The 21,883-nt window shown below is 67.2% G+C and carries 18 protein-coding genes; all 18 read left to right on the top strand.

What is annotated here, in order from left to right:
• The first annotated feature begins 58 nt into the window (after window positions 1–58).
• Window positions 59–895 carry a transcription termination/antitermination protein NusG gene (gene nusG, locus RV983_RS15725; protein WP_475986413.1) on the top strand — a complete coding sequence of 279 codons (837 nt, stop codon included), beginning with the start codon at window positions 59–61 and terminating at the stop codon, window positions 893–895.
• Between the two features lie 236 nt (window positions 896–1,131).
• Window positions 1,132–1,566, top strand: coding sequence for a 50S ribosomal protein L11 (rplK, locus tag RV983_RS15720; protein WP_475986412.1), 435 nt, complete (start codon window positions 1,132–1,134; stop codon window positions 1,564–1,566).
• Between the two features lie 89 nt (window positions 1,567–1,655).
• The gene (gene rplA / locus RV983_RS15715; RefSeq protein WP_475986411.1) at window positions 1,656–2,381 is read left to right on the top strand and encodes a 50S ribosomal protein L1; all 726 of its coding nucleotides are present in this window, start codon (window positions 1,656–1,658) and stop codon (window positions 2,379–2,381) included.
• 149 nt (window positions 2,382–2,530) lie between these two features.
• Window positions 2,531–3,448: an SCO4651 family lipoprotein gene (locus tag RV983_RS15710; protein ID WP_475986410.1), complete on the top strand. Its 918-nt coding sequence runs from the start codon at window positions 2,531–2,533 to the stop codon at window positions 3,446–3,448.
• 275 nt (window positions 3,449–3,723) lie between these two features.
• A complete protein-coding gene (gene rplJ, locus RV983_RS15705; protein WP_384295633.1) occupies window positions 3,724–4,281 on the top strand; it encodes a 50S ribosomal protein L10 in 558 nt (185 codons plus the stop codon).
• 84 nt (window positions 4,282–4,365) lie between these two features.
• Complete coding sequence (gene rplL / locus RV983_RS15700; protein ID WP_475986409.1) at window positions 4,366–4,749, top strand: 50S ribosomal protein L7/L12; 384 nt, start codon at window positions 4,366–4,368, stop codon at window positions 4,747–4,749.
• A gap of 592 nt (window positions 4,750–5,341) precedes the next feature.
• The gene (gene rpoB / locus RV983_RS15695) at window positions 5,342–8,827 is read left to right on the top strand and encodes a DNA-directed RNA polymerase subunit beta (protein WP_475986408.1); all 3,486 of its coding nucleotides are present in this window, start codon (window positions 5,342–5,344) and stop codon (window positions 8,825–8,827) included.
• A gap of 131 nt (window positions 8,828–8,958) precedes the next feature.
• Complete coding sequence (locus tag RV983_RS15690) at window positions 8,959–12,858, top strand: DNA-directed RNA polymerase subunit beta' (RefSeq protein WP_475986407.1); 3,900 nt, start codon at window positions 8,959–8,961, stop codon at window positions 12,856–12,858.
• Between the two features lie 118 nt (window positions 12,859–12,976).
• A complete protein-coding gene (locus RV983_RS15685; RefSeq protein WP_475986406.1) occupies window positions 12,977–13,420 on the top strand; it encodes a DUF1707 and DUF4190 domain-containing protein in 444 nt (147 codons plus the stop codon).
• A 278-nt stretch (window positions 13,421–13,698) separates the two neighbouring features.
• Window positions 13,699–14,070, top strand: coding sequence for a 30S ribosomal protein S12 (rpsL, locus tag RV983_RS15680; protein WP_014144289.1), 372 nt, complete (start codon window positions 13,699–13,701; stop codon window positions 14,068–14,070).
• A gap of 2 nt (window positions 14,071–14,072) precedes the next feature.
• Window positions 14,073–14,543, top strand: a complete 471-nt coding sequence (gene rpsG / locus RV983_RS15675) for a 30S ribosomal protein S7 (RefSeq protein ID WP_475986405.1) — start codon at window positions 14,073–14,075, stop codon at window positions 14,541–14,543.
• Window positions 14,544–14,582: 39 nt separating this feature from the next.
• Window positions 14,583–16,709, top strand: a complete 2,127-nt coding sequence (gene fusA / locus RV983_RS15670) for an elongation factor G (RefSeq protein ID WP_475986404.1) — start codon at window positions 14,583–14,585, stop codon at window positions 16,707–16,709.
• Window positions 16,710–16,881: 172 nt separating this feature from the next.
• Entirely contained in the window at window positions 16,882–18,075 is a 1,194-nt protein-coding gene (tuf, locus tag RV983_RS15665; protein ID WP_475986403.1) for an elongation factor Tu, read from the top strand.
• Window positions 18,076–18,325: 250 nt separating this feature from the next.
• Complete coding sequence (locus RV983_RS15660) at window positions 18,326–19,510, top strand: S8 family peptidase (RefSeq protein WP_475986402.1); 1,185 nt, start codon at window positions 18,326–18,328, stop codon at window positions 19,508–19,510.
• A gap of 404 nt (window positions 19,511–19,914) precedes the next feature.
• Entirely contained in the window at window positions 19,915–20,223 is a 309-nt protein-coding gene (gene rpsJ, locus RV983_RS15655; RefSeq protein WP_014144312.1) for a 30S ribosomal protein S10, read from the top strand.
• Between the two features lie 14 nt (window positions 20,224–20,237).
• Window positions 20,238–20,882 carry a 50S ribosomal protein L3 gene (rplC, locus tag RV983_RS15650; RefSeq protein WP_475986401.1) on the top strand — a complete coding sequence of 215 codons (645 nt, stop codon included), beginning with the start codon at window positions 20,238–20,240 and terminating at the stop codon, window positions 20,880–20,882.
• 4 nt (window positions 20,883–20,886) lie between these two features.
• Window positions 20,887–21,537, top strand: coding sequence for a 50S ribosomal protein L4 (rplD, locus tag RV983_RS15645; RefSeq protein WP_475986400.1), 651 nt, complete (start codon window positions 20,887–20,889; stop codon window positions 21,535–21,537).
• The gene (gene rplW, locus RV983_RS15640) at window positions 21,537–21,863 is read left to right on the top strand and encodes a 50S ribosomal protein L23 (RefSeq protein WP_475986399.1); all 327 of its coding nucleotides are present in this window, start codon (window positions 21,537–21,539) and stop codon (window positions 21,861–21,863) included. Before rplD ends, rplW begins: the two co-directional genes overlap by 1 nt.
• Window positions 21,864–21,883: the final 20 nt, after the last annotated feature.

The raw sequence follows: 21,883 nt of genomic DNA, 5'->3' as shown, positions 1-21,883 counted from the left end.
GAGGGCACCCGTGGTGCCGGACCGCCTGTTCCACATCTTGAAGGAAGAAGCAGCGACCGTGTCTGACCCGAACCTGTACGACGCCGACGAGACCGTCGAGGGCGACGACACCGCGCTCGACATCGTCGAGGCCGCCGACGGCGACATCGACCAGGCCGAGGCTGCTGACCAGGCCGCCGGTGAGCCGGCCGAGCAGGACGCGGTGCAGGTCGTCGACGAGGATGTGGACGAGACGGCGGCCGTCGAGGGCGAGGACGAGGAGACCGCGGAGGAGCAGGCCCCGGTGGACCCGGTGGCGGCCTTCCGCGACGAGCTGCGTGCCCTGCCCGGCGAGTGGTACGTCATCCACACCTACGCGGGCTACGAGAACCGCGTGAAGTCCAACCTGGAGCAGCGCGCCGTCTCACTGAACGTCGAGGACTACATCTACCAGGCCGAAGTGCCCCAGGAAGAAGTCGTCCAGATCAAGAACGGCGACCGCCGCACCGTCCGTCAGAACAAGCTCCCCGGCTATGTGCTGGTGCGCATGGACCTGACGAACGAGTCCTGGGGCGTCGTCCGCAACACGCCCGGCGTCACCGGCTTCGTCGGCAACGCCTACGACCCGTACCCGCTGACGCTGGACGAGGTCACCAAGATGCTCGCTCCCGAGGCCGAGGAGCAGGGCGGGTCCGCCGAGGGCGGCGAGGGCGGCGCGACGAAGCGCAAGGTCGAGGTCCAGGTGCTGGACTTCGAGGTCGGCGACTCGGTCACGGTCACCGACGGCCCCTTCGCGACCCTCCAGGCCACGATCAACGAGATCAACCCGGACTCCAAGAAGGTCAAGGGCCTCGTCGAGATCTTCGGCCGCGAGACCCCGGTCGAGCTCAGCTTCGACCAGATCCAGAAGAACTGACCCGACGGTCTTCCGAAAGAGCCCCTGCACCCAGCGTTCTCCCGCTGGGCAGGGGCTCTTTCGCGTACCGGGGCGGTCACCGGGCCGCCGGCCGGCGACCGGTCCCGCGATGCGGTGAACGGTCCTTTGCGGACGTCCTGACCTGCCGGTTTCCGGGTTTCGGCGGCACACCGCTAAAATCGTGCGGTATGCCTGCTCGCAGGCAGGAACACTCTCACTAGGACCCGGAGAGAGCAATGCCTCCCAAGAAGAAGAAGGTCACGGGGCTTATCAAGCTCCAGATCAACGCAGGTGCGGCCAACCCGGCCCCGCCCGTCGGCCCGGCGCTCGGCCAGCACGGCGTCAACATCATGGAATTCTGCAAGGCCTACAACGCGGCGACCGAGTCGCAGCGTGGCTGGGTGATCCCGGTGGAGATCACGGTCTACGACGACCGTTCCTTCACCTTCATCACCAAGACCCCGCCGGCCTCGCGCATGATCCTCAAGGCCGCGGGTGTGGACAAGGGCTCCGGCGAGCCGCACAAGACCAAGGTCGCGAAGCTTACGCGTGACCAGGTCCGCGAGATCGCCACGACCAAGATGCCCGACCTGAACGCGAACGACCTGGCCGCCGCCGAGAAGATCATCGCCGGCACCGCGCGTTCCATGGGCATCACGGTCGAGGGCTGACAGCCCCCCGGCACCTCTTCCCACCCGCAAGAACGTGGCAGGGCCGGCTCGGCCCCCACCACGACTCCTCAGGACACACAGGAGCAGCAGTGAGCAAGCGCAGCAAGTCTCTCCGCGCTGCGGACAGCAAGATCGACCGGGAGCGTGTGTACGCCCCCCTCGAGGCGGTCCGTCTCGCCAAGGAGACCTCCAGCACCAAGTTCGACAGCACCGTCGAGGTGGCCTTCCGTCTGGGTGTCGACCCGCGCAAGGCCGACCAGATGGTCCGTGGCACCGTGAACCTCCCGCACGGCACCGGTAAGACCGCCCGGGTCCTGGTCTTCGCGACCGGTGACCGTGCCGAGGCCGCGCGTGCCGCGGGCGCCGACATCGTCGGCGCCGACGAGCTGATCGACGAGGTGGCGAAGGGTCGTCTGGACTTCGACTCCGTCGTCGCCACCCCGGACCTCATGGGCAAGGTCGGCCGTCTGGGCCGTGTCCTCGGCCCCCGTGGCCTGATGCCGAACCCGAAGACCGGCACCGTCACCCCCGACGTCGCCAAGGCCGTCACCGAGATCAAGGGTGGCAAGATCGAGTTCCGCGTCGACAAGCACTCGAACCTGCACTTCATCATCGGGAAGACCTCCTTCGGTGAGCAGCAGCTGGTCGAGAACTACGGCGCCGCGCTGGACGAGATCCTGCGTCTGAAGCCGTCGGCCGCCAAGGGCCGCTACATCAAGAAGGCCGCCATCAGCACCACGATGGGCCCCGGCATTCCGCTCGACTCCAACCGCACCCGCAACCTCCTCGTCGAGGAGGACCCGGCCGCTCTCTGACCGGGTCGTGTGCTGTGAACCGGCCCCCCGCGCCTGCAAGGCGCGGGGGGCCGGTTTTTTCGTACGACAGTGTCGGCGCGGTGCGCTAGCGTGCCAACGGCCCCGGGCAGTCGCCGGGGCCGGGGAACGAGACTCAGGGGTGGGAATTCATGAGCATGTCCGCAGCCAGGCGCGCGAGTGCCGGTCTGGCGGCCGCGGCCGTCGTGGTGGGTCTCGCGGGTTGCCAGGGCGGCGACACGGGCGCCGGGGGGAAGGCAGGGGCCCTGCAGACGCGGAGTGAGGCGGTCCGGTTCATCCGTGCCGCCTTCACCAAGACCACCGAGGCCAGGTCCGCGAAGGTCCGGATGACGGTGACGACGCCGCCCGGCATGGCGGACAGCGGCACGGTGCAGGTCTCCGGTGTCCAGGGCTGGGACCCCGCGGCGATGGACATGGTGGTCAGGGGCTCCGCCCTCACCGACAGCGCCCCCGACGCCCCCTCCCAGGTGCACATGGTGCTGGTGGACGACTCCATGTACATGGACATGGGCGCCGAGCAGGCCGCCACCATGGGTGGCAAGCACTGGGTGAAGCTGGACTTCAAGGCCGCCGCCGCGGCGAGCGGCAGCGCCGAGATGCAGAAGCAGATGATGGCCGGCCTGGAGAACATGAACCAGGACCCGTCCGAGCAGCTCGCCCTGCTGCTGGAGTCGCCGAGCCTCAAGCACCTCGGTGCGGAGCAGATCGGCGGTGTCCGGGCGGAGCACTACAAGGGCACGCTCACCTTCGAGGAGATGCTCGGAGCCGACAAGGCCGCCTCCTCCCTTTCGGAGAAGCAGCGGGCGGACGTGATCGCCCGCACCAAGAAGCTGGGGATCAAGGGCTACGACACCGAGTTCTGGGTCAACTCCGACCACTACCCGGTCCGGATGGCCGTCGGGATGACGATGTCGCAGGGCACGGTGAAGATCCGCTCCGACTACTCCGACTACGGTGCGGCGACCACCGTGAAGGCGCCGCCGGCGAAGGACACCGTCGACCTGTTCAAGACGCTGAAGAACATGCAGGCCTCCGACGTCGACGGCTGACGCCGAGGCTCCGGCGCCTGATTTGCTTGCCGCCGATCGGTTCGCGTACTCTTCCCCAGAAGCCAAAGACCGCTGGTCGTTGCCGTGCCCTCACAGGGTGCGGCGGCCGAAGGATCCGTTTACTACGGACGACCCGCGCAGGTGAATGTGGATGTACTCCCGGGATCGTTTCGCGATCTTGGTCGAGTCACGCCCCGTGCGCCTGCGCCGGGGCGTTTGTTTTGCCCGGCCCCTTACCGTGCGGTCCGAATCACCCGGAAGGAGGCCGAGGCTCTATGGCGAAGCCCGAGAAGGGCGCCGCGGTTGCCGAGCTGACGGACAAGTTCCGCAGTTCCAACGCCGCTGTGCTGACCGAGTACCGCGGTCTCACCGTGGCGCAGCTGAAGACGCTGCGCCGTTCGCTCGGTGAGAACGCCACGTACGCCGTGGTGAAGAACACGCTGACCAAGATCGCGGCCAACGAGGCCGGGATCAGCCAGCTGGACGACCTGTTCGCGGGTCCGACTGCTGTCGCCTTCGTCACCGGTGACCCGGTGGAGTCGGCGAAGGGTCTTCGTGACTTTGCCAAGGACAACCCGAACCTCATCATCAAGGGCGGTGTGCTTGACGGCAAGCCGCTGTCCGCCGATGAGATCAAGAAGCTCGCGGACCTCGAGTCCCGCGAGGTGCTGCTCGCCAAGCTGGCGGGTGCCATGAAGGCCAAGCCCTCCCAGGCTGCCGCGGTCTTCCAGGCGCTGCCGTCGAAGCTCGTCCGCACCGTGGACGCGCTCCGTGCCAAGCAGGCCGAGCAGGGCGGTGCCGGCGAGCCGGCTCCCGCCGAGGACGCGGAGTAACCACTCCCGCTGTTCTCTAGCGGGCCCGTACGCCCGCCGCAATGTACATACGGCACCAGCCGAATTAGTGGAAGGACCGCCATCATGGCGAAGCTCAGCCAGGACGACCTGCTCGCCCAGTTCGAGGAGATGACCCTCATCGAGCTCTCCGAGTTCGTGAAGGCCTTCGAGGACAAGTTCGACGTCACCGCCGCCGCCCCCGTCGCCGTTGCCGGCGTCGCGGGCCCGGGTGCCCCGGTCGAGGCCGTCGAGGAGCAGGACGAGTTCGACGTCATCCTCACCGGCGCCGGCGAGAAGAAGATCCAGGTCATCAAGGTCGTGCGTGAGCTGACCTCCCTGGGTCTGAAGGAGGCCAAGGACCTCGTCGACGGCGCTCCGAAGCCGGTTCTCGAGAAGGTCGCCAAGGAGGCCGCCGAGAAGGCCGCCGAGTCCCTCAAGGCCGCGGGCGCGTCCGTCGAGGTCAAGTGATCCACGCCCCTTCCGGGGCTGATCAGCCGCAGGGCGGCCACCCTTTCGGGTGGCCGCCCTCGGTCGTTTGCGTGAGGCTTCACCCGGGCTGTCGCCCTCCCCGGGTAAGGTGATCATCGTCGTTCCGCTGACGTCGCGGCTCGTCGCGTACCACCCCCCCCTGTGAGGATCTCCCTGTGAGGATCTCCGCGGGGCGGGGGCCTTGACGAACAGGACGCGGCGCGCGATTCTCAGGACGCGTCGACACATCGGCCATGTACCGAGGCATGGATCGAGAGCGATGCGGGAATGCCTAGCGTGGCAAGCGTGAACGAGGGGCATGACGGCTTACAACAAGGGGCTCCCAGGGACCCCCACGGAGGACGAGATTGGTGCAGCACCGGTCTCCGAAACTCTGCATTGGACATCAGTGTGCCAAGTGGCTACACTGACCCTTTGCGCTGCCTGTTAGCTGTCGCCTGGCCCGTCACCAGGGACCAGCCCAAGCCTGAGCACACATGGGGAACTGTCCTGAGCAGGACATCCTTGTCTGTGCCCGGGGGCGGAAGCCGGTACGCGCGTAGTGAGTCCGAGCCCTCGGAAGGACCCCCTCTTGGCCGCCTCGCGCAACGCCTCGACTGCCAATTCGAACAACGGCGCAAGCACCGCCCCGCTGCGCATTTCTTTCGCGAAGATCAAGGAGCCCCTCGAGGTCCCGAACCTCCTCGCGCTGCAGACCGAGAGCTTTGACTGGCTCCTCGGCAACGCCGCGTGGAAGTCTCGCGTCGAGGCGGCCCTGGACAGTGGCCAGGACGTCCCCACCAAGTCCGGTCTGGAGGAGATCTTCGAGGAGATCTCTCCGATCGAGGACTTCTCCGGGTCGATGTCGCTGACCTTCCGCGACCACCGTTTCGAGCCGCCGAAGAACTCGATCGACGAGTGCAAGGAGCGCGACTTCACGTACGCGGCCCCGCTCTTCGTCACGGCCGAGTTCACCAACAACGAGACCGGTGAGATCAAGTCCCAGACCGTCTTCATGGGCGACTTCCCGCTCATGACGAACAAGGGCACCTTCGTCATCAACGGCACCGAGCGTGTCGTGGTGTCCCAGCTGGTCCGCTCGCCGGGTGTCTACTTCGACAGCCAGATCGACAAGACGTCCGACAAGGACATCTACTCCGCCAAGGTCATCCCCTCACGTGGTGCCTGGCTGGAGATGGAGATCGACAAGCGCGACATGGTCGGTGTCCGCATCGACCGCAAGCGCAAGCAGTCCGTCACCGTCCTCCTCAAGGCGCTCGGCTGGACCACCGAGCAGATCCTCGAGGAGTTCGGCGAGTACGAGTCCATGCGCGCCACCCTGGAGAAGGACCACACCCAGGGCCAGGACGACGCGCTGCTGGACATCTACCGCAAGCTGCGTCCGGGCGAGCCGCCGACCCGTGAGGCCGCGCAGACGCTGCTGGAGAACCTCTACTTCAACCCCAAGCGCTACGACCTGGCCAAGGTCGGCCGCTACAAGATCAACAAGAAGCTGGGTGCCGACGCGCCGCTGGACGCCGGTGTGCTGACCGTCGAGGACGTCACCTCGGCGATCAAGTACCTGGTCAAGCTGCACGCGGGCGAGACCGAGACCACCGGCGACAACGGTTCCTCCGTGGTCGTCGAGGTCGACGACATCGACCACTTCGGCAACCGCCGTCTGCGCAACGTCGGCGAGCTCATCCAGAACCAGGTCCGCACGGGTCTGGCCCGTATGGAGCGCGTCGTCCGCGAGCGGATGACCACCCAGGACGTCGAGGCGATCACGCCGCAGACCCTGATCAACATCCGGCCGGTCGTCGCCTCCATCAAGGAGTTCTTCGGCACCAGCCAGCTGTCCCAGTTCATGGACCAGACGAACCCGCTGTCGGGCCTGACCCACAAGCGCCGTCTGTCCGCGCTGGGCCCCGGTGGTCTGTCCCGTGAGCGGGCCGGCTTCGAGGTCCGTGACGTGCACCCGTCCCACTATGGACGGATGTGCCCGATCGAGACCCCCGAAGGCCCGAACATCGGTCTGATCGGCTCGCTGGCCTCCTACGGCCGGGTCAACGCGTTCGGCTTCGTGGAGACCCCGTACCGCAAGGTCGTCGAGGGTGTCGTCACGGACGACGTGGACTACCTGACCGCCGACGAGGAGGACCGCTTCGTCATCGCGCAGGCCAACGCGCCGCTGACCGAGGACCTGCGGTTCGCCGAGTCCCGCGTGCTGGTCCGCCGCCGTGGCGGCGAGATCGACTACATCCCCGGCGACGACGTCGACTACATGGACGTCTCGCCGCGCCAGATGGTGTCGGTCGCGACCGCCATGATTCCCTTCCTCGAGCACGACGACGCCAACCGTGCGCTCATGGGCTCCAACATGATGCGCCAGGCCGTGCCGCTGCTGAAGGCGCAGGCCCCGCTGGTCGGCACCGGCATGGAGTACCGCTGCGCGGTCGACGCCGGTGACGTCATCAAGGCCGACAAGGACGGTGTGGTCCAGGAGGTCTCCGCGGACTACGTCACCGTCGCCAACGACGACGGCACGTACAACACCTACCGCGTCGCCAAGTTCTCCCGCTCGAACCAGGGCACGTCCTTCAACCAGAAGGTCGTCGTGGACGAGGGTGCCCGCGTGATCGCCGGCCAGGTGCTGGCCGACGGGCCGTCCACCGAACAGGGCGAGATGGCGCTCGGCAAGAACCTGCTGGTCGCGTTCATGCCGTGGGAGGGTCACAACTACGAGGACGCGATCATCCTGTCGCAGCGCCTCGTGCAGGACGACGTCCTCTCCTCGATCCACATCGAGGAGCACGAGGTCGACGCCCGTGACACCAAGCTCGGCCCCGAGGAGATCACCCGGGACATCCCGAACGTCTCCGAGGAGGTCCTGGCGGACCTGGACGAGCGCGGCATCATCCGCATCGGTGCCGAGGTCGTCGCCGGCGACATCCTGGTCGGCAAGGTCACCCCGAAGGGCGAGACCGAGCTGACCCCGGAGGAGCGCCTGCTGCGCGCGATCTTCGGCGAGAAGGCCCGTGAGGTCCGCGACACCTCGCTGAAGGTGCCGCACGGCGAGACCGGCAAGATCATCGGCGTGCGCGTCTTCGACCGCGAGGAGGGCGACGAGCTGCCGCCGGGCGTGAACCAGCTGGTTCGCGTCTACGTCGCGCAGAAGCGCAAGATCACCGATGGTGACAAGCTCGCCGGCCGTCACGGCAACAAGGGCGTCATCTCCAAGATCCTGCCGATCGAGGACATGCCGTTCCTGGAGGACGGCTCCCCGGTCGACATCATCCTCAACCCGCTGGGTGTCCCGTCCCGAATGAACCCGGGACAGGTCCTGGAGATCCACCTGGGCTGGCTCGCAGCACAGGGCTGGGACGTCTCCGGCCTCAGCGAGGAGTGGGCGCGACGCCTCACGGCGATCGGCGCCGACCAGGTCGCCGCCGGCACCAACGTCGCCACCCCGGTGTTCGACGGTGCCCGCGAGGACGAGATCACCGGCCTCTTCGAGGCCACGATCCCGAACCGCGACGGCCAGCGCCTGGTGCTGCCCTCGGGTAAGGCCCGGCTGTTCGACGGCCGCTCCGGTGAGCCGTTCCCGGAGCCGGTCTCGATCGGTTACATGTACATCCTCAAGCTGCACCACCTGGTGGACGACAAGCTGCACGCCCGTTCCACCGGTCCGTACTCGATGATCACCCAGCAGCCGCTGGGTGGTAAGGCGCAGTTCGGAGGTCAGCGATTCGGCGAGATGGAGGTGTGGGCCCTTGAGGCATACGGCGCGGCCTACGCGCTGCAGGAGCTCCTCACCATCAAGTCCGACGACGTTCTCGGCCGTGTGAAGGTCTACGAGGCCATCGTCAAGGGCGAGAACATTCCCGAGCCGGGCATTCCCGAGTCCTTCAAGGTGCTCATCAAGGAAATGCAGTCGCTCTGCCTCAACGTGGAGGTGCTGTCCTCGGACGGCATGTCGATCGAGATGCGCGACACCGACGAGGACGTCTTCCGCGCCGCGGAGGAGCTCGGAATCGACCTGTCCCGGCGCGAGCCGAGCAGCGTCGAAGAGGTCTGACGGGCCAGTCGGGGAACTGTTCCGGCAGTTCCCCGGCTACCCCTCCCTCAGAGCCGCTGACGCGGACTGAGGACCCCGGACCCGTTCAGACATGTTTGACATTCGACCCCGAAAGAGGGATTGACGACAAAGTGCTCGACGTCAACTTCTTCGACGAGCTGCGGATCGGCCTTGCGACCGCGGACGACATCAGGCAGTGGTCCCACGGCGAGGTCAAGAAGCCGGAGACCATCAACTACCGCACCCTGAAGCCGGAAAAGGACGGACTCTTCTGCGAGAAGATCTTCGGCCCCACCCGGGACTGGGAGTGCTACTGCGGCAAATACAAGCGTGTCCGCTTCAAGGGCATCATCTGCGAGCGCTGCGGCGTCGAGGTCACTCGCGCCAAGGTGCGTCGTGAGCGGATGGGCCACATTGAGCTGGCCGCGCCAGTGACCCACATCTGGTACTTCAAGGGCGTTCCGTCGCGGCTGGGCTACCTGCTCGACCTCGCCCCGAAGGACCTGGAGAAGGTCATCTACTTCGCCGCCTACATGATCACGTGGGTGGACGAGGAGCGGCGCACCCGCGACCTGCCCTCGCTGGAGGCCCAGGTCTCCGTCGAGCGCCAGCAGGTCGAGCAGCGCCGTGACGCGGACATCGAGGCCCGGCAGAAGAAGCTCGAGGCCGACCTCGGTGAGCTGGAGGCCGAGGGCGCCAAGTCCGACGTGCGCCGCAAGGTGCGCGAAGGTGCCGAGCGTGAGATGAAGCAGCTGCGCGACCGCGCCCAGCGTGAGCTGGACCGGCTCGACGAGGTGTGGTCCCGCTTCAAGAACCTCAAGGTCCAGGACCTGGAGGGTGACGAACTGCTCTACCGCGAGCTGCGGGAGCGCTTCGGCACCTACTTCCAGGGTTCGATGGGTGCCGCGGCGCTGCAGAGGCGCCTGGAGTCCTTCGATCTGGACGAGGAGGCCGCCAAGCTCCGCGAGATCATCCGTACCGGCAAGGGCCAGAAGAAGACCCGTGCGCTCAAGCGCCTCAAGGTCGTCTCCGCGTTCCTGCAGACCACCAACAAGCCCGGTGGCATGGTGCTGGACTGCGTCCCGGTGATCCCGCCGGACCTGCGTCCGATGGTGCAGCTGGACGGTGGCCGCTTCGCGACCTCCGACCTGAACGACCTGTACCGCCGCGTCATCAACCGCAACAACCGCCTCAAGCGCCTCCTCGACCTCGGTGCCCCCGAGATCATCGTGAACAACGAGAAGCGCATGCTTCAGGAGGCCGTCGACGCGCTCTTCGACAACGGCCGTCGTGGTCGCCCGGTCACGGGCCCCGGCAACCGTCCGCTGAAGTCGCTGTCCGACATGCTCAAGGGCAAGCAGGGCCGGTTCCGTCAGAACCTGCTCGGCAAGCGCGTCGACTACTCGGCCCGTTCGGTCATCGTCGTCGGCCCGCAGCTCAAGCTGCACCAGTGCGGTCTGCCCAAGGCCATGGCGCTGGAGCTCTTCAAGCCGTTCGTGATGAAGCGCCTGGTGGACCTGAACCACGCGCAGAACATCAAGTCGGCCAAGCGCATGGTCGAGCGCGGCCGCACGGTCGTGTACGACGTGCTCGAAGAGGTCATCGCCGAGCACCCGGTGCTGCTGAACCGTGCGCCGACCCTGCACCGCCTCGGCATCCAGGCCTTCGAGCCGCAGCTGGTCGAGGGCAAGGCCATCCAGATCCACCCGCTCGTCTGCACCGCCTTCAACGCGGACTTCGACGGCGACCAGATGGCCGTGCACCTGCCGCTGTCCGCGGAGGCGCAGGCCGAGGCCCGCATCCTGATGCTGTCCTCGAACAACATCCTCAAGCCCGCCGACGGCCGTCCGGTGACGATGCCGACGCAGGACATGGTCCTGGGTCTGTTCTTCCTCACCACGGACGCGGAGGAGCGCAAGCTCAAGGGTGAGGGCCGGGCGTTCGGCTCGACCGCCGAGGCGATCATGGCCTTCGACGCCCGCGAGCTGTCGCTGCAGTCGAGGATCGACGTCCGCTTCCCGATCGGCACCGTCCCGCCGCGTGGCTGGACCCCGCCGGCGGACGTGGAGGGCGAGGAGCCCTGGCAGCTCGGCGACTCCTTCCGGCTGAACACGACCCTGGGCCGCGCGCTCTTCAACGAGCTGCTGCCCGAGGACTACCCGTTCGTGGACTACCCGGTGGGCAAGAAGCAGCTCTCCGAGATCGTCAACGATCTCGCCGAGCGCTACCCGAAGGTCATCGTGGCGGCGACGCTCGACAACCTGAAGGCGGCCGGCTTCCACTGGGCGACCCGTTCCGGTGTCACCGTGGCCATCTCCGACATCGTCGTTCCCGAGGCGAAGAAGGGGATCATCGCCGGCTTCGAGGCGCAGGACGAGAAGGTCCAGAAGCAGTACGAGCGTGGTCTGATCACCAAGGACGAGCGCACGCAGGAGCTCATCGCGATCTGGACGAAGGCGACCAACGACGTCGCCGAGGCCATGCGAGCGAACTTCCCGAAGACCAACCCGATCTTCATGATGGTCGACTCGGGTGCCCGTGGAAACATGATGCAGATGCGTCAGATCGCGGGTATGCGTGGCCTGGTGTCCAACGCCAAGAACGAGACCATCCCGCGTCCTATCAAGGCCTCGTTCCGTGAGGGCCTGACCGTGCTGGAGTACTTCATCTCCACCCACGGTGCCCGTAAGGGTCTGGCCGACACCGCTCTGCGCACCGCCGACTCGGGTTACCTGACCCGTCGTCTGGTGGACGTCTCGCAGGACGTGATCATCCGCGAGGAGGACTGCGGCACCGAACGCGGCCTCAAGCTGGCGATCGCCGAGCGCGCCGAGGACGGCTCGCTGCGCAAGACGGACGACGTCGAGACCAGCGTGTACGCGCGCTGCCTCGCCGAGGACGTCGTGGTGGACGGGCGCGTCCTGGCCACCGCCGGCACCGACCTGGGCGACGTGCTCATCGAGCAGCTCATCCACAACGGTGTCGCCGAGGTCAAGACCCGCTCGGTCCTGACCTGCGAGTCCGCGGTGGGCACCTGCGCGATGTGCTACGGCCGTTCGCTCGCGACCGGCAAGCTGGTGGACATCGGTGAGGCGGTCGGCATCATCGCCGCCCAGTCCATCGGTGAGCCCGGCACCCAGCTGACGATGCGTACCTTCCACACCGGTGGTGTGGCCGGTGACGACATCACCCAGGGTCTGCCGCGTGTCGTCGAGCTCTTCGAGGCCCGTACCCCCAAGGGTGTCGCCCCGATCTCGGAGGCGGCCGGCCGCATCCGTATCGAGGAGACCGAGAAGACCAAGAAGATCGTCATCACCCCGGACGACGGCTCCGAGGAGATCGCCTACCCGATCTCCAAGCGTGCCCGTCTGATGGTGGGCGAGGGCGACCACGTCGAGGTCGGCGAGAAGCTGACCGTGGGTGCCACCAACCCGCACGACGTGCTGCGCATCCTGGGTCAGCGAGCCGTTCAGATCCACCTGGTCGGGGAAGTCCAGAAGGTCTACAACTCGCAGGGTGTGTCGATCCACGACAAGCACATCGAGATCATCATCCGGCAGATGCTCCGCCGGGTCACGATCATCGAGTCCGGCGACGCGGAGCTGCTGCCGGGCGAGCTGGTCGAGCGCGGCCGCTTCGAGACCGAGAACCGTCGGGTCGTGACGGAAGGCGGCCACCCGGCCTCCGGCCGTCCGCAGCTGATGGGTATCACCAAGGCCTCGCTGGCGACCGAGTCCTGGCTGTCGGCCGCCTCCTTCCAGGAGACGACCAGGGTCCTGACGGACGCGGCGATCCACGCCAAGTCCGACTCCCTGCTGGGCCTGAAGGAGAACGTCATCATCGGTAAGCTCATCCCGGCCGGTACGGGTCTGTCCCGTTACCGCAACATCCGGGTCGAGCCGACCGAGGAGGCCAAGGCCGCGATGTACTCGGCCGTCGGCTACGACGACATCGACTACAGCCCGTTCGGCACCGGCTCCGGCCAGGCCGTTCCGCTGGAGGACTACGACTACGGCCCGTACAACGGCTGACGTCCATGTCATGACGCCGAAGGGCGGTCACCCTCACGGGGGTGGCCGCCCTTCGGCCGTCCCTGCCCGTCTTCGGGCACTATGGGAGGACGGAGCGGATCGGGGAGGTGGTGCGACGGTGCTTGCCGGTGATGCCGCTCGCGAGCGGACGGTGGAAGTGCTCAAGGACGCGTACACCGAGGGACGGCTGACGCTCCCGGAGTACGAGGAGCGCATCGGGCGCGCGTACGAGTGCCGTACATACGGTGAACTGGACGTACTGGTGCTGGACATCCCCCGGCCGCGGCCGGCGCCGCCGCCCGGGGTCAATGCCAAGGCCGTCGCCGCGCTGATCTGCGGCATAGGGGGAGTGTTCCTGGGGCTTACGGCGCTGCCCGCGATCGTGCTGGGCCACCTGGCGCGCCGGGAGATCCGCCGCACGGGTGAACAGGGCGACGGGTTCGCGCTGGGCGGCCTGATCCTGGGCTATGTCGTCACGGCGCTGCTGCTGCTCGTGACGGTGCTCGTGGTGGTGCTGGTGGCCGTCGTGGCGAACGAGGTCACGCCACCCACCAGCCCTTAACACATGGGGATATACCGGGCACTCCGGGGCGAAATCCCATTTGTTTTGACCGGAGCGGGTGCGCTGGGTACGCTCTGACCTTGTGCCTGGGGTGTGCCCGGGTTCCTGCGCGTGCACTTGTCCGCGTGGGATTCCGAGGCCGAACGCCGCGACACGCCGACAATACGCACTTTCCGTTTCGGTGGAAAGCGTATGGGGCGCGCGACACACCCGACCGCGTGGGTCGGGGAACTCCAGGTTAGAAGTATCGAGATCGGCACACAGAAACCGGAGAAACGGTGCCTACGATCCAGCAGCTGGTCCGAAAGGGCCGGCAAGACAAGGTCGAGAAGAACAAGACGCCCGCGCTGAAGGGGTCCCCGCAGCGTCGTGGCGTCTGCACGCGCGTCTACACGACCACCCCGAAGAAGCCGAACTCTGCCCTGCGTAAGGTCGCGCGTGTGCGTCTGACCAGTGGCATCGAGGTCACCGCTTACATCCCGGGTGAGGGTCACAACCTGCAGGAGCACTCCATCGTGCTCGTGCGTGGTGGCCGTGTGAAGGACCTGCCGGGTGTTCGCTACAAGATCATCCGCGGTTCGCTGGACACCCAGGGTGTCAAGAACCGCAAGCAGGCCCGCAGCCGCTACGGCGCCAAGAAGGAGAAGTAAGAATGCCTCGTAAGGGCCCCGCCCCGAAGCGCCCGGTCATCATCGACCCGGTCTATGGTTCTCCTCTGGTGACCTCGCTGGTCAACAAGATCCTCCTGCACGGGAAGCGCTCCACCGCCGAGCGCATCGTGTACGGCGCCCTCGAAGGCCTGCGCGAGAAGACCGGCCAGGACCCGGTCATCACGCTCAAGCGCGCTCTGGAGAACGTCAAGCCTTCCCTGGAGGTCAAGTCCCGCCGTGTCGGTGGCGCGACCTACCAGGTCCCGATCGAGGTCCGCCCCGGTCGTTCCAACACCCTGGCGCTGCGCTGGCTCGTGGGTTACTCCCGCGCCCGCCGCGAGAAGACCATGACCGAGCGTCTGATGAACGAGCTGATGGACGCCAGCAACGGTCTGGGCGCCGCGGTGAAGCGCCGCGAGGACACGCACAAGATGGCCGAGTCCAACAAGGCCTTCGCGCACTACCGCTGGTAGTCGCTACCCCATCGAGATCCGAGAGAAGACTGAAGCCTTATGGCTACCACTTCACTTGACCTGGCCAGGGTCCGCAACATCGGGATCATGGCCCACATCGACGCGGGCAAGACGACGACGACCGAGCGGATCCTGTTCTACACCGGTGTCTCGTACAAGATCGGTGAGGTCCACGACGGCGCTGCCACGATGGACTGGATGGAGCAGGAGCAGGAGCGCGGCATCACGATCACGTCCGCCGCGACCACCTGTCACTGGCCGTTGGAGAACGTCGACCACACGATCAACATCATCGACACGCCGGGTCACGTCGACTTCACCGTCGAGGTGGAGCGCTCGCTGCGCGTGCTCGACGGTGCCGTGACGGTGTTCGACGGTGTCGCCGGCGTCGAGCCGCAGTCCGAGACCGTGTGGCGTCAGGCGGACCGCTACGGCGTTCCGCGTATCTGCTTCGTCAACAAGCTGGACCGTACCGGCGCGGAGTTCCACCGCTGCGTCGACATGATCACGGACCGGCTGGGCGCCACCCCGATCGTCATGCAGCTGCCCATCGGTGCCGAGGGCGACTTCAAGGGCGTCGTGGACCTGGTCCGCATGAAGGCCCTGGTCTGGTCCGCGGAGGCGACCAAGGGCGAGATGTACGACGTCGTCGACATCCCGGCCACGCACACCGAGGTGGCCGACGAGTGGCGCGGCAAGATGCTCGAGGCCGTCGCCGAGAACGACGAAGAGATGATGGAGCTGTACCTGGAGGGCACTGAGCCCACCGAGGAGCAGCTGTACGCGGCCGTGCGTCGCGTCACCATCAGCTCCGGCAAGGGCGACGGCGTCACCGTCACCCCGGTCTTCTGCGGCACCGCCTTCAAGAACAAGGGCGTGCAGCCCCTGCTCGACGCGGTCGTGCGCTACCTGCCCTCCCCGCTGGACGTCGAGGCCATCGAGGGCCACGCGGTCGGCGACGCGGAGCAGATCGTCAAGCGCAGGCCGTCCGACGACGAGCCGCTGTCGGCGCTGGCGTTCAAGATCATGAGCGACCCGCACCTCGGCAAGCTCACCTTCGTCCGCGTGTACTCCGGCCGTCTGGAGTCCGGCACCGCCGTGCTGAACTCCGTCAAGGGCCGCAAGGAGCGCATCGGCAAGATCTACCGCATGCACGCGAACAAGCGTGAGGAGATCGAGTCGGTGGGCGCCGGCGACATCGTCGCCGTCATGGGCCTGAAGCAGACCACCACCGGTGAGACGCTGAGCGACGAGAAGAACCCGGTGATCCTGGAGTCCATGGACTTCCCGGCGCCGGTCATCCAGGTCGCGATCGAGCCCAAGTCCAAGGGCGACCAGGAGAAGCTGGGTGTCGCCATCCAGCGTCTCGCGGAGGAGGACCCCTCCTTCCAGGTCCACTCGGACGAGGAGACCGGCCAGACCATCATCGGCGGTATGGGTGAACTGCACCTCGAGGTGCTGGTCGACCGTATGCGCCGTGAGTTCAAGGTCGAGGCCAACGTCGGCAAGCCGCAGGTGGCGTACCGCGAGACCATTCGCAAGAAGGTCGACCGGGTCGACTACACCCACAAGAAGCAGACCGGTGGTACGGGCCAGTTCGCGAAGGTCCAGATCTCCATCGAGCCTCTCGAGGGTGGCGACGCCAACTACGAGTTCGTCAACCAGGTCACCGGTGGCCGCATCCCCCGCGAGTACATCCCGTCGGTGGACGCCGGTGCGCAGGAGGCCATGAAGTTCGGCATCCTGGCCGGCTACGAGATGGTGGGTGTTCGCATCACCCTTCTCGACGGTGCCTACCACGAGGTCGACTCCTCCGAGCTGGCGTTCAAGATCGCCGGTTCGCAGGCCTTCAAGGAGGGCGCGCGCAAGGCGAGCCCCGTGCTGCTCGAGCCGATGATGGCCGTCGAGGTCACCACGCCCGAGGAGTCCATGGGCGACGTCATCGGCGACATCAACTCCCGCCGTGGCCAGATCCAGGCCATGGAGGAGCGTGCCGGCGCCCGGGTCGTCAAGGCCCTGGTGCCGCTGTCGGAGATGTTCGGCTACGTCGGCGACCTCCGCAGCAAGACGTCGGGTCGCGCAAGCTACTCGATGCAGTTCGACTCCTACGCCGAGGTTCCCAAGAACGTCGCCGAGGAGATCATCGCGAAGGCCAAGGGCGAGTAACCGCAGTTCTTCACGCTGCACGCACGCCGTAGGCTTGACCGGGAGGCTTCGGGGTGTTCCGCCGCAAACCGCAAGGGGAGCGTCGGAATGCCCTGGCCGCCCGCAACCCAGCAAAGATCACCTGGCGCCGATGAAGTAAGGCGTACCAGAACCACTTCACAGGAGGACCCCAGTGGCGAAGGCGAAGTTCGAGCGGACTAAGCCGCACGTCAACATCGGCACCATCGGTCACATCGACCACGGTAAGACGACCCTCACGGCCGCCATTACCAAGGTGCTGCATGACGCGTACCCGGACCTGAACGAGGCCTCGGCCTTCGACCAGATCGACAAGGCTCCCGAGGAGCGCCAGCGCGGTATCACCATCTCCATCGCGCACGTCGAGTACCAGACCGAGGCGCGCCACTACGCCCACGTCGACTGCCCGGGTCACGCGGACTACATCAAGAACATGATCACCGGTGCCGCGCAGATGGACGGCGCGATCCTCGTGGTCGCCGCCACCGACGGCCCGATGCCGCAGACCAAGGAGCACGTGCTCCTGGCCCGCCAGGTCGGCGTTCCCTACATCGTGGTCGCGCTGAACAAGGCCGACATGGTGGACGACGAGGAGATCCTGGAGCTCGTCGAGCTCGAGGTCCGCGAGCTGCTCTCCGAGTACGAGTTCCCGGGCGACGACCTGCCGGTCGTCCGCGTCTCCGCGCTCAAGGCCCTCGAGGGCGACAAGGAGTGGGGTGACAAGCTCCTCGGCCTCATGGCGGCCGTGGACGAGGCCATCCCCACCCCGGACCGCGACGTCGACAAGCCGTTCCTGATGCCGATCGAGGACGTCTTCACGATCACCGGTCGTGGCACCGTCGTCACCGGTCGTATCGAGCGTGGTGTCCTCAAGGTCAACGAGACCGTCGACATCATCGGCATCAAGACCGAGAAGACCACCACCACGGTCACCGGCATCGAGATGTTCCGCAAGCTGCTCGACGAGGGCCAGGCCGGTGAGAACGTCGGTCTGCTGCTCCGCGGCATCAAGCGCGAGGACGTCGAGCGCGGCCAGGTCATCATCAAGCCGGGTTCGGTCACGCCGCACACCGACTTCGAGGCCCAGGCCTACATCCTGTCGAAGGACGAGGGTGGCCGTCACACCCCGTTCTTCAACAACTACCGCCCGCAGTTCTACTTCCGTACCACGGACGTGACCGGCGTCGTGACCCTCCCCGAGGGCACCGAGATGGTCATGCCGGGCGACAACACCGCCATGACGGTCGCGCTGATCCAGCCGATCGCCATGGAGGAGGGCCTGAAGTTCGCCATCCGCGAGGGTGGCCGGACCGTCGGCGCCGGCCAGGTCACCAAGATCCTGAAGTAAGGATCCCGGCGATCTGCCGCTTGCCGTAGGCGAGCTGCACAAGGGCCCCGGCCCACCGTTCACGCGGTGGGCCGGGGCCCTTGCCGTTGCGCCGGGAGCCGGCCAGCGGGGCGGGCAGGGCCAACGGGGTCGGACGGGGTCGGCGTCGGGGGGTATCACCAATGGCGCTCCGGGCGGGCGTGCCCCGGTGACCGGGTGTTACGAATGAGGGCGTTCGGTGCACACCCGTACGAGTCCTGGAGCCTCCCGCATGCGCATATCCCCGCGCCGGTTCGCGGCCGTCGCCGCAGCCCTCACGGCCATCTCCGCCGCCCCGGCAGGCACCTCCGGGGCGGCGTCGCCGCCCCCGGCCCCGGCGCCGCTCAGGATGGCGTCGGAGGGCGGTATCGCGGGGCAGTACCTGGTGACGCTGGCAGCCGGAACGGACCCGCGCTCGGTGGTGCGCGACGTGGGTGCGGCGCCCATGTTCACGTACACCAGTGCCCTGTTGGGCTTCGCCGCGCGGCTGACCGACCGGCAGGTATCGGAACTGCGCACGGTGCCCGGAGTGCGGGCGGTGGAGCAGGACGCGGTGGTGACCGTGCCCAGGCCGCAGGCGGTGACGACCTTCGCCGACGACGTCTCGTGGGGCCTGGCCCGGATCAACCACCGGGAGGCGGGCGCCACCGGCTTCTCGGTGCGGGCGACCGGCGCCAAGGTCACCTCGTACATCATCGACACCGGGATCGACTTCGCCCACGAGGAGTTCGGCGGGCGGGCGGTGCCCGGCTATGACGTCGTGGGGGACGGGCAGGAGGGGGCGGACTGCAACGGCCACGGCACCCATGTCGCCGGGACGGTCGGCGGCGCGCACTCGGGTGTGGCCCGCGGCACCCGTCTGGTGTCGGTGCGGGTGCTGGGCTGCGACGGGAGTGGATCGATCGCCTCGGTCGTGGCGGGCCTCAACTGGGTGGCGGCGCACGCCATGAAGCCGGCCGTCGCCAATCTGTCCGTCGGCGGGCCCCACACGGAGGCCTCGGAGCGGGCGGTGGAGGGGCTGGCCGCGGCCGGGGTCTTCCCGGTCGTGGCGGCGGGCAACGGCGACGCCGACGCCTGCGACACCTCGCCCGGCGCCGCCCCGGACGCCTACACCGTCGCCGCTGTCGACGAGTCCGACCGCAAGGCGGGCTTCAGCAACTGGGGGCCGTGCGTGGACATCAACGCGCCGGGCACGAACATCACCTCGGCCGCCCGGGGAGGCGGCTTCACCCGGATGAGCGGCACGTCCATGGCGGCGCCCCACGTCACCGGGGTCGCCGCGCTCTACAAGGACACCCACGGCGATGTGTCCACGGCTGCCCTCGCCGCCTGGCTGACCGCCAACGGCACACCGGACGTGCCCGCGGAACTGCCCGCCGGCACACCACGGCTGATGGTGTACACCGCGGGGCTGTGACTCCGCCCCGGGGCCGGGTTTGGAGTCCGGTGGGGGAGGGGTAAGCTACGCGGCCGATTGGCGTCCGGCACGTCCGGTATGGCAGACTAGCCGGGTTGCTCGGTCGAGCGCCGATGTTGCGCGCCTCCCGTCGGGAGGACCGGAAGCGAGTCCCACAGTACTCGTCGTCACTCTCCGCCCCAGGGCGGGATGGCGGACGTACGGGAATCTTCCGGGAAGCGTCAGCGCGGGGCTTGCCAGGCGCTCGGTGGGTGTCTTCTCCCACGTATCCCCTCCCTGAGGGTCTCCGCCATGCGGAGATTTACAAGAAGGGGCACGACACGCCCGACCGCGTGGGTCGGAGAAGACGGTCGAACTCCACCGAGTTCCAGAGCGTTACTACTAGACAGGACTACGAAGTAGCCATGGCGGGACAGAAGATCCGCATCCGGCTCAAGGCCTACGACCACGAGGTCATCGATTCCTCGGCGAAGAAGATCGTCGAGACGGTGACGCGTACTGGTGCGCAGGTCGCGGGCCCGGTGCCGCTGCCCACTGAGAAGAACGTGTACTGCGTCATCAAGTCGCCGCACAAGTACAAGGACTCGCGCGAGCACTTCGAGATGCGTACGCACAAGCGCCTGATCGACATCCTCGACCCGACGCCCAAGACCGTTGACTCGTTGATGCGCCTGGACCTTCCGGCCGGCGTCGACATCGAGATCAAGCTCTGAGAGGCGCGGAACAGATGGCTAAGCAGATCAAGGGCATCCTGGGCGAGAAGCTCGGCATGACCCAGGTCTGGGACGAGAACAACCGTGTCGTCCCGGTGACTGTGGTCAAGGCCGGTCCGAACGTCGTGACCCAGGTCCGTACGAACGATGTCGACGGTTACGAGTCGGTCCAGATCGCCTTCGGCGAGATCGACCCGCGCAAGGTGAACAAGCCCCTCAAGGGCCACTTCGCCAAGGCCGACGTGACCCCCCGCCGCCACCTGGTGGAGCTTCGCACCTCCGACGCCGCCGAGTACGCCCTCGGCCAGGAGATCACCGCCGAGGTGTTCGAGGCCGGCGTGAAGGTGGACGTCACCGGCAAGAGCAAGGGCAAGGGCTTCGCCGGTGTCATGAAGCGTCACAACTTCAAGGGCCTCGGCGCCGGTCACGGCACCCAGCGCAAGCACCGCTCCCCCGGTTCCATCGGTGGCTGTGCCACCCCGGGCCGTGTCTTCAAGGGCATGCGCATGGCGGGCCGCATGGGCAATGAGCGGGTCACCACCCAGAACCTGACCGTCCACGCCGTTGACGCGGAGAAGGGCCTGCTGCTCATCAAGGGCGCGGTTCCCGGTCCGAACGGCGGCCTCGTCCTGGTCCGCACCGCGGCCAAGGGGGCCTGAGGATATGAGCACCATTGACATTCTGTCGCCCGCGGGCGACAAGGCCGGGACCCTTGAGCTCCCGGGCGAGATCTTCGACGCGAAGGTCAGCATCCCGCTGATCCACCAGGTCGTCGTGGCGCAGCTGGCCGCCGCCCGTCAGGGCACGCACAAGGTCAAGACGCGTGGCGAGGTCCGTGGTGGCGGCAGGAAGCCGTACCGCCAGAAGGGCACCGGCCGCGCCCGTCAGGGTTCGACCCGCGCCCCGCAGTTCGCCGGTGGTGGCGTCGTGCACGGTCCCGTGCCGCGTGACTACTCGCAGCGGACCCCGAAGAAGATGAAGGCCGCCGCCCTGCGCGGTGCCCTCACCGACCGGGCGCGTCACAACCGCATCCACGTCGTGACCGGCGTCATCGAGGGCGAGTCCCCGTCGACGAAGGCCGCCAGGACGCTGCTGGGCAAGATCAGCGACCGCAAGAACGTGCTGCTCGTCGCCGATCGTGCCGAAGAGGCCGCGTGGCTGTCCGCGCGCAACCTGCCCCAGGTGCACATCCTGGAGGCGGGCCAGCTGAACACGTACGACGTGCTCGTCTCTGACGACGTGGTCTTCACCAAGGCCGCCTTCGACCGCTTCACGGGTAACGGCGTCGCCGAGACCGAAGGGAGCGACGCCTGATGGCCGAGCAGACCGCGATCACCAGCCGGACCTTCACGGACCACCGTGACATCCTGTTCAAGCCGGTGGTCTCCGAGAAGAGCTACGCGCTGCTGGACGAGAACAAGTACACGTTCGTCGTCGACCCGCGCGCGAACAAGACCCAGATCAAGCAGGCCGTCGAGGCGGTCTTCTCGGTCAAGGTCACCGGGGTCAACACGATCAACCGTCAGGGTAAGCGCAAGCGCACCAAGACCGGTTTCGGCAAGCGCAAGGACACCAAGCGCGCCATCGTGACCCTCGCCGAGGGCGACCGCATCGACATCTTCGGCGGACCGGTCTCCTAACGGGGACCGGGACGAGTCGA

The organism is Streptomyces sp. RLA123, from assembly GCF_056270165.1.
The sequence above is the reverse complement of the archived record's forward strand: the minus strand, read 5'-3'. Positions and strand labels throughout refer to the sequence as shown.

Excerpts from the sequence above, each read along its gene's own strand:
- rplK (WP_475986412.1), top strand. The coding sequence starts at position 1,132 with ATGCCTCCCAAGAAGAAGAAGGTCACGGGGCTTATCAAGCTCCAGATC.
- RV983_RS15710 (WP_475986410.1), top strand. The coding sequence starts at position 2,531 with ATGAGCATGTCCGCAGCCAGGCGCGCGAGTGCCGGTCTGGCGGCCGCG.
- rplJ (WP_384295633.1), top strand. The coding sequence starts at position 3,724 with ATGGCGAAGCCCGAGAAGGGCGCCGCGGTTGCCGAGCTGACGGACAAG.
- rplL (WP_475986409.1), top strand. The coding sequence starts at position 4,366 with ATGGCGAAGCTCAGCCAGGACGACCTGCTCGCCCAGTTCGAGGAGATG.
- rpsG (WP_475986405.1), top strand. The coding sequence starts at position 14,073 with ATGCCTCGTAAGGGCCCCGCCCCGAAGCGCCCGGTCATCATCGACCCG.
- fusA (WP_475986404.1), top strand. The coding sequence starts at position 14,583 with ATGGCTACCACTTCACTTGACCTGGCCAGGGTCCGCAACATCGGGATC.
- RV983_RS15660 (WP_475986402.1), top strand. The coding sequence starts at position 18,326 with ATGCGCATATCCCCGCGCCGGTTCGCGGCCGTCGCCGCAGCCCTCACG.
- rpsJ (WP_014144312.1), top strand. The coding sequence starts at position 19,915 with ATGGCGGGACAGAAGATCCGCATCCGGCTCAAGGCCTACGACCACGAG.
- rplC (WP_475986401.1), top strand. The coding sequence starts at position 20,238 with ATGGCTAAGCAGATCAAGGGCATCCTGGGCGAGAAGCTCGGCATGACC.
- rplD (WP_475986400.1), top strand. The coding sequence starts at position 20,887 with ATGAGCACCATTGACATTCTGTCGCCCGCGGGCGACAAGGCCGGGACC.
- rplW (WP_475986399.1), top strand. The coding sequence starts at position 21,537 with ATGGCCGAGCAGACCGCGATCACCAGCCGGACCTTCACGGACCACCGT.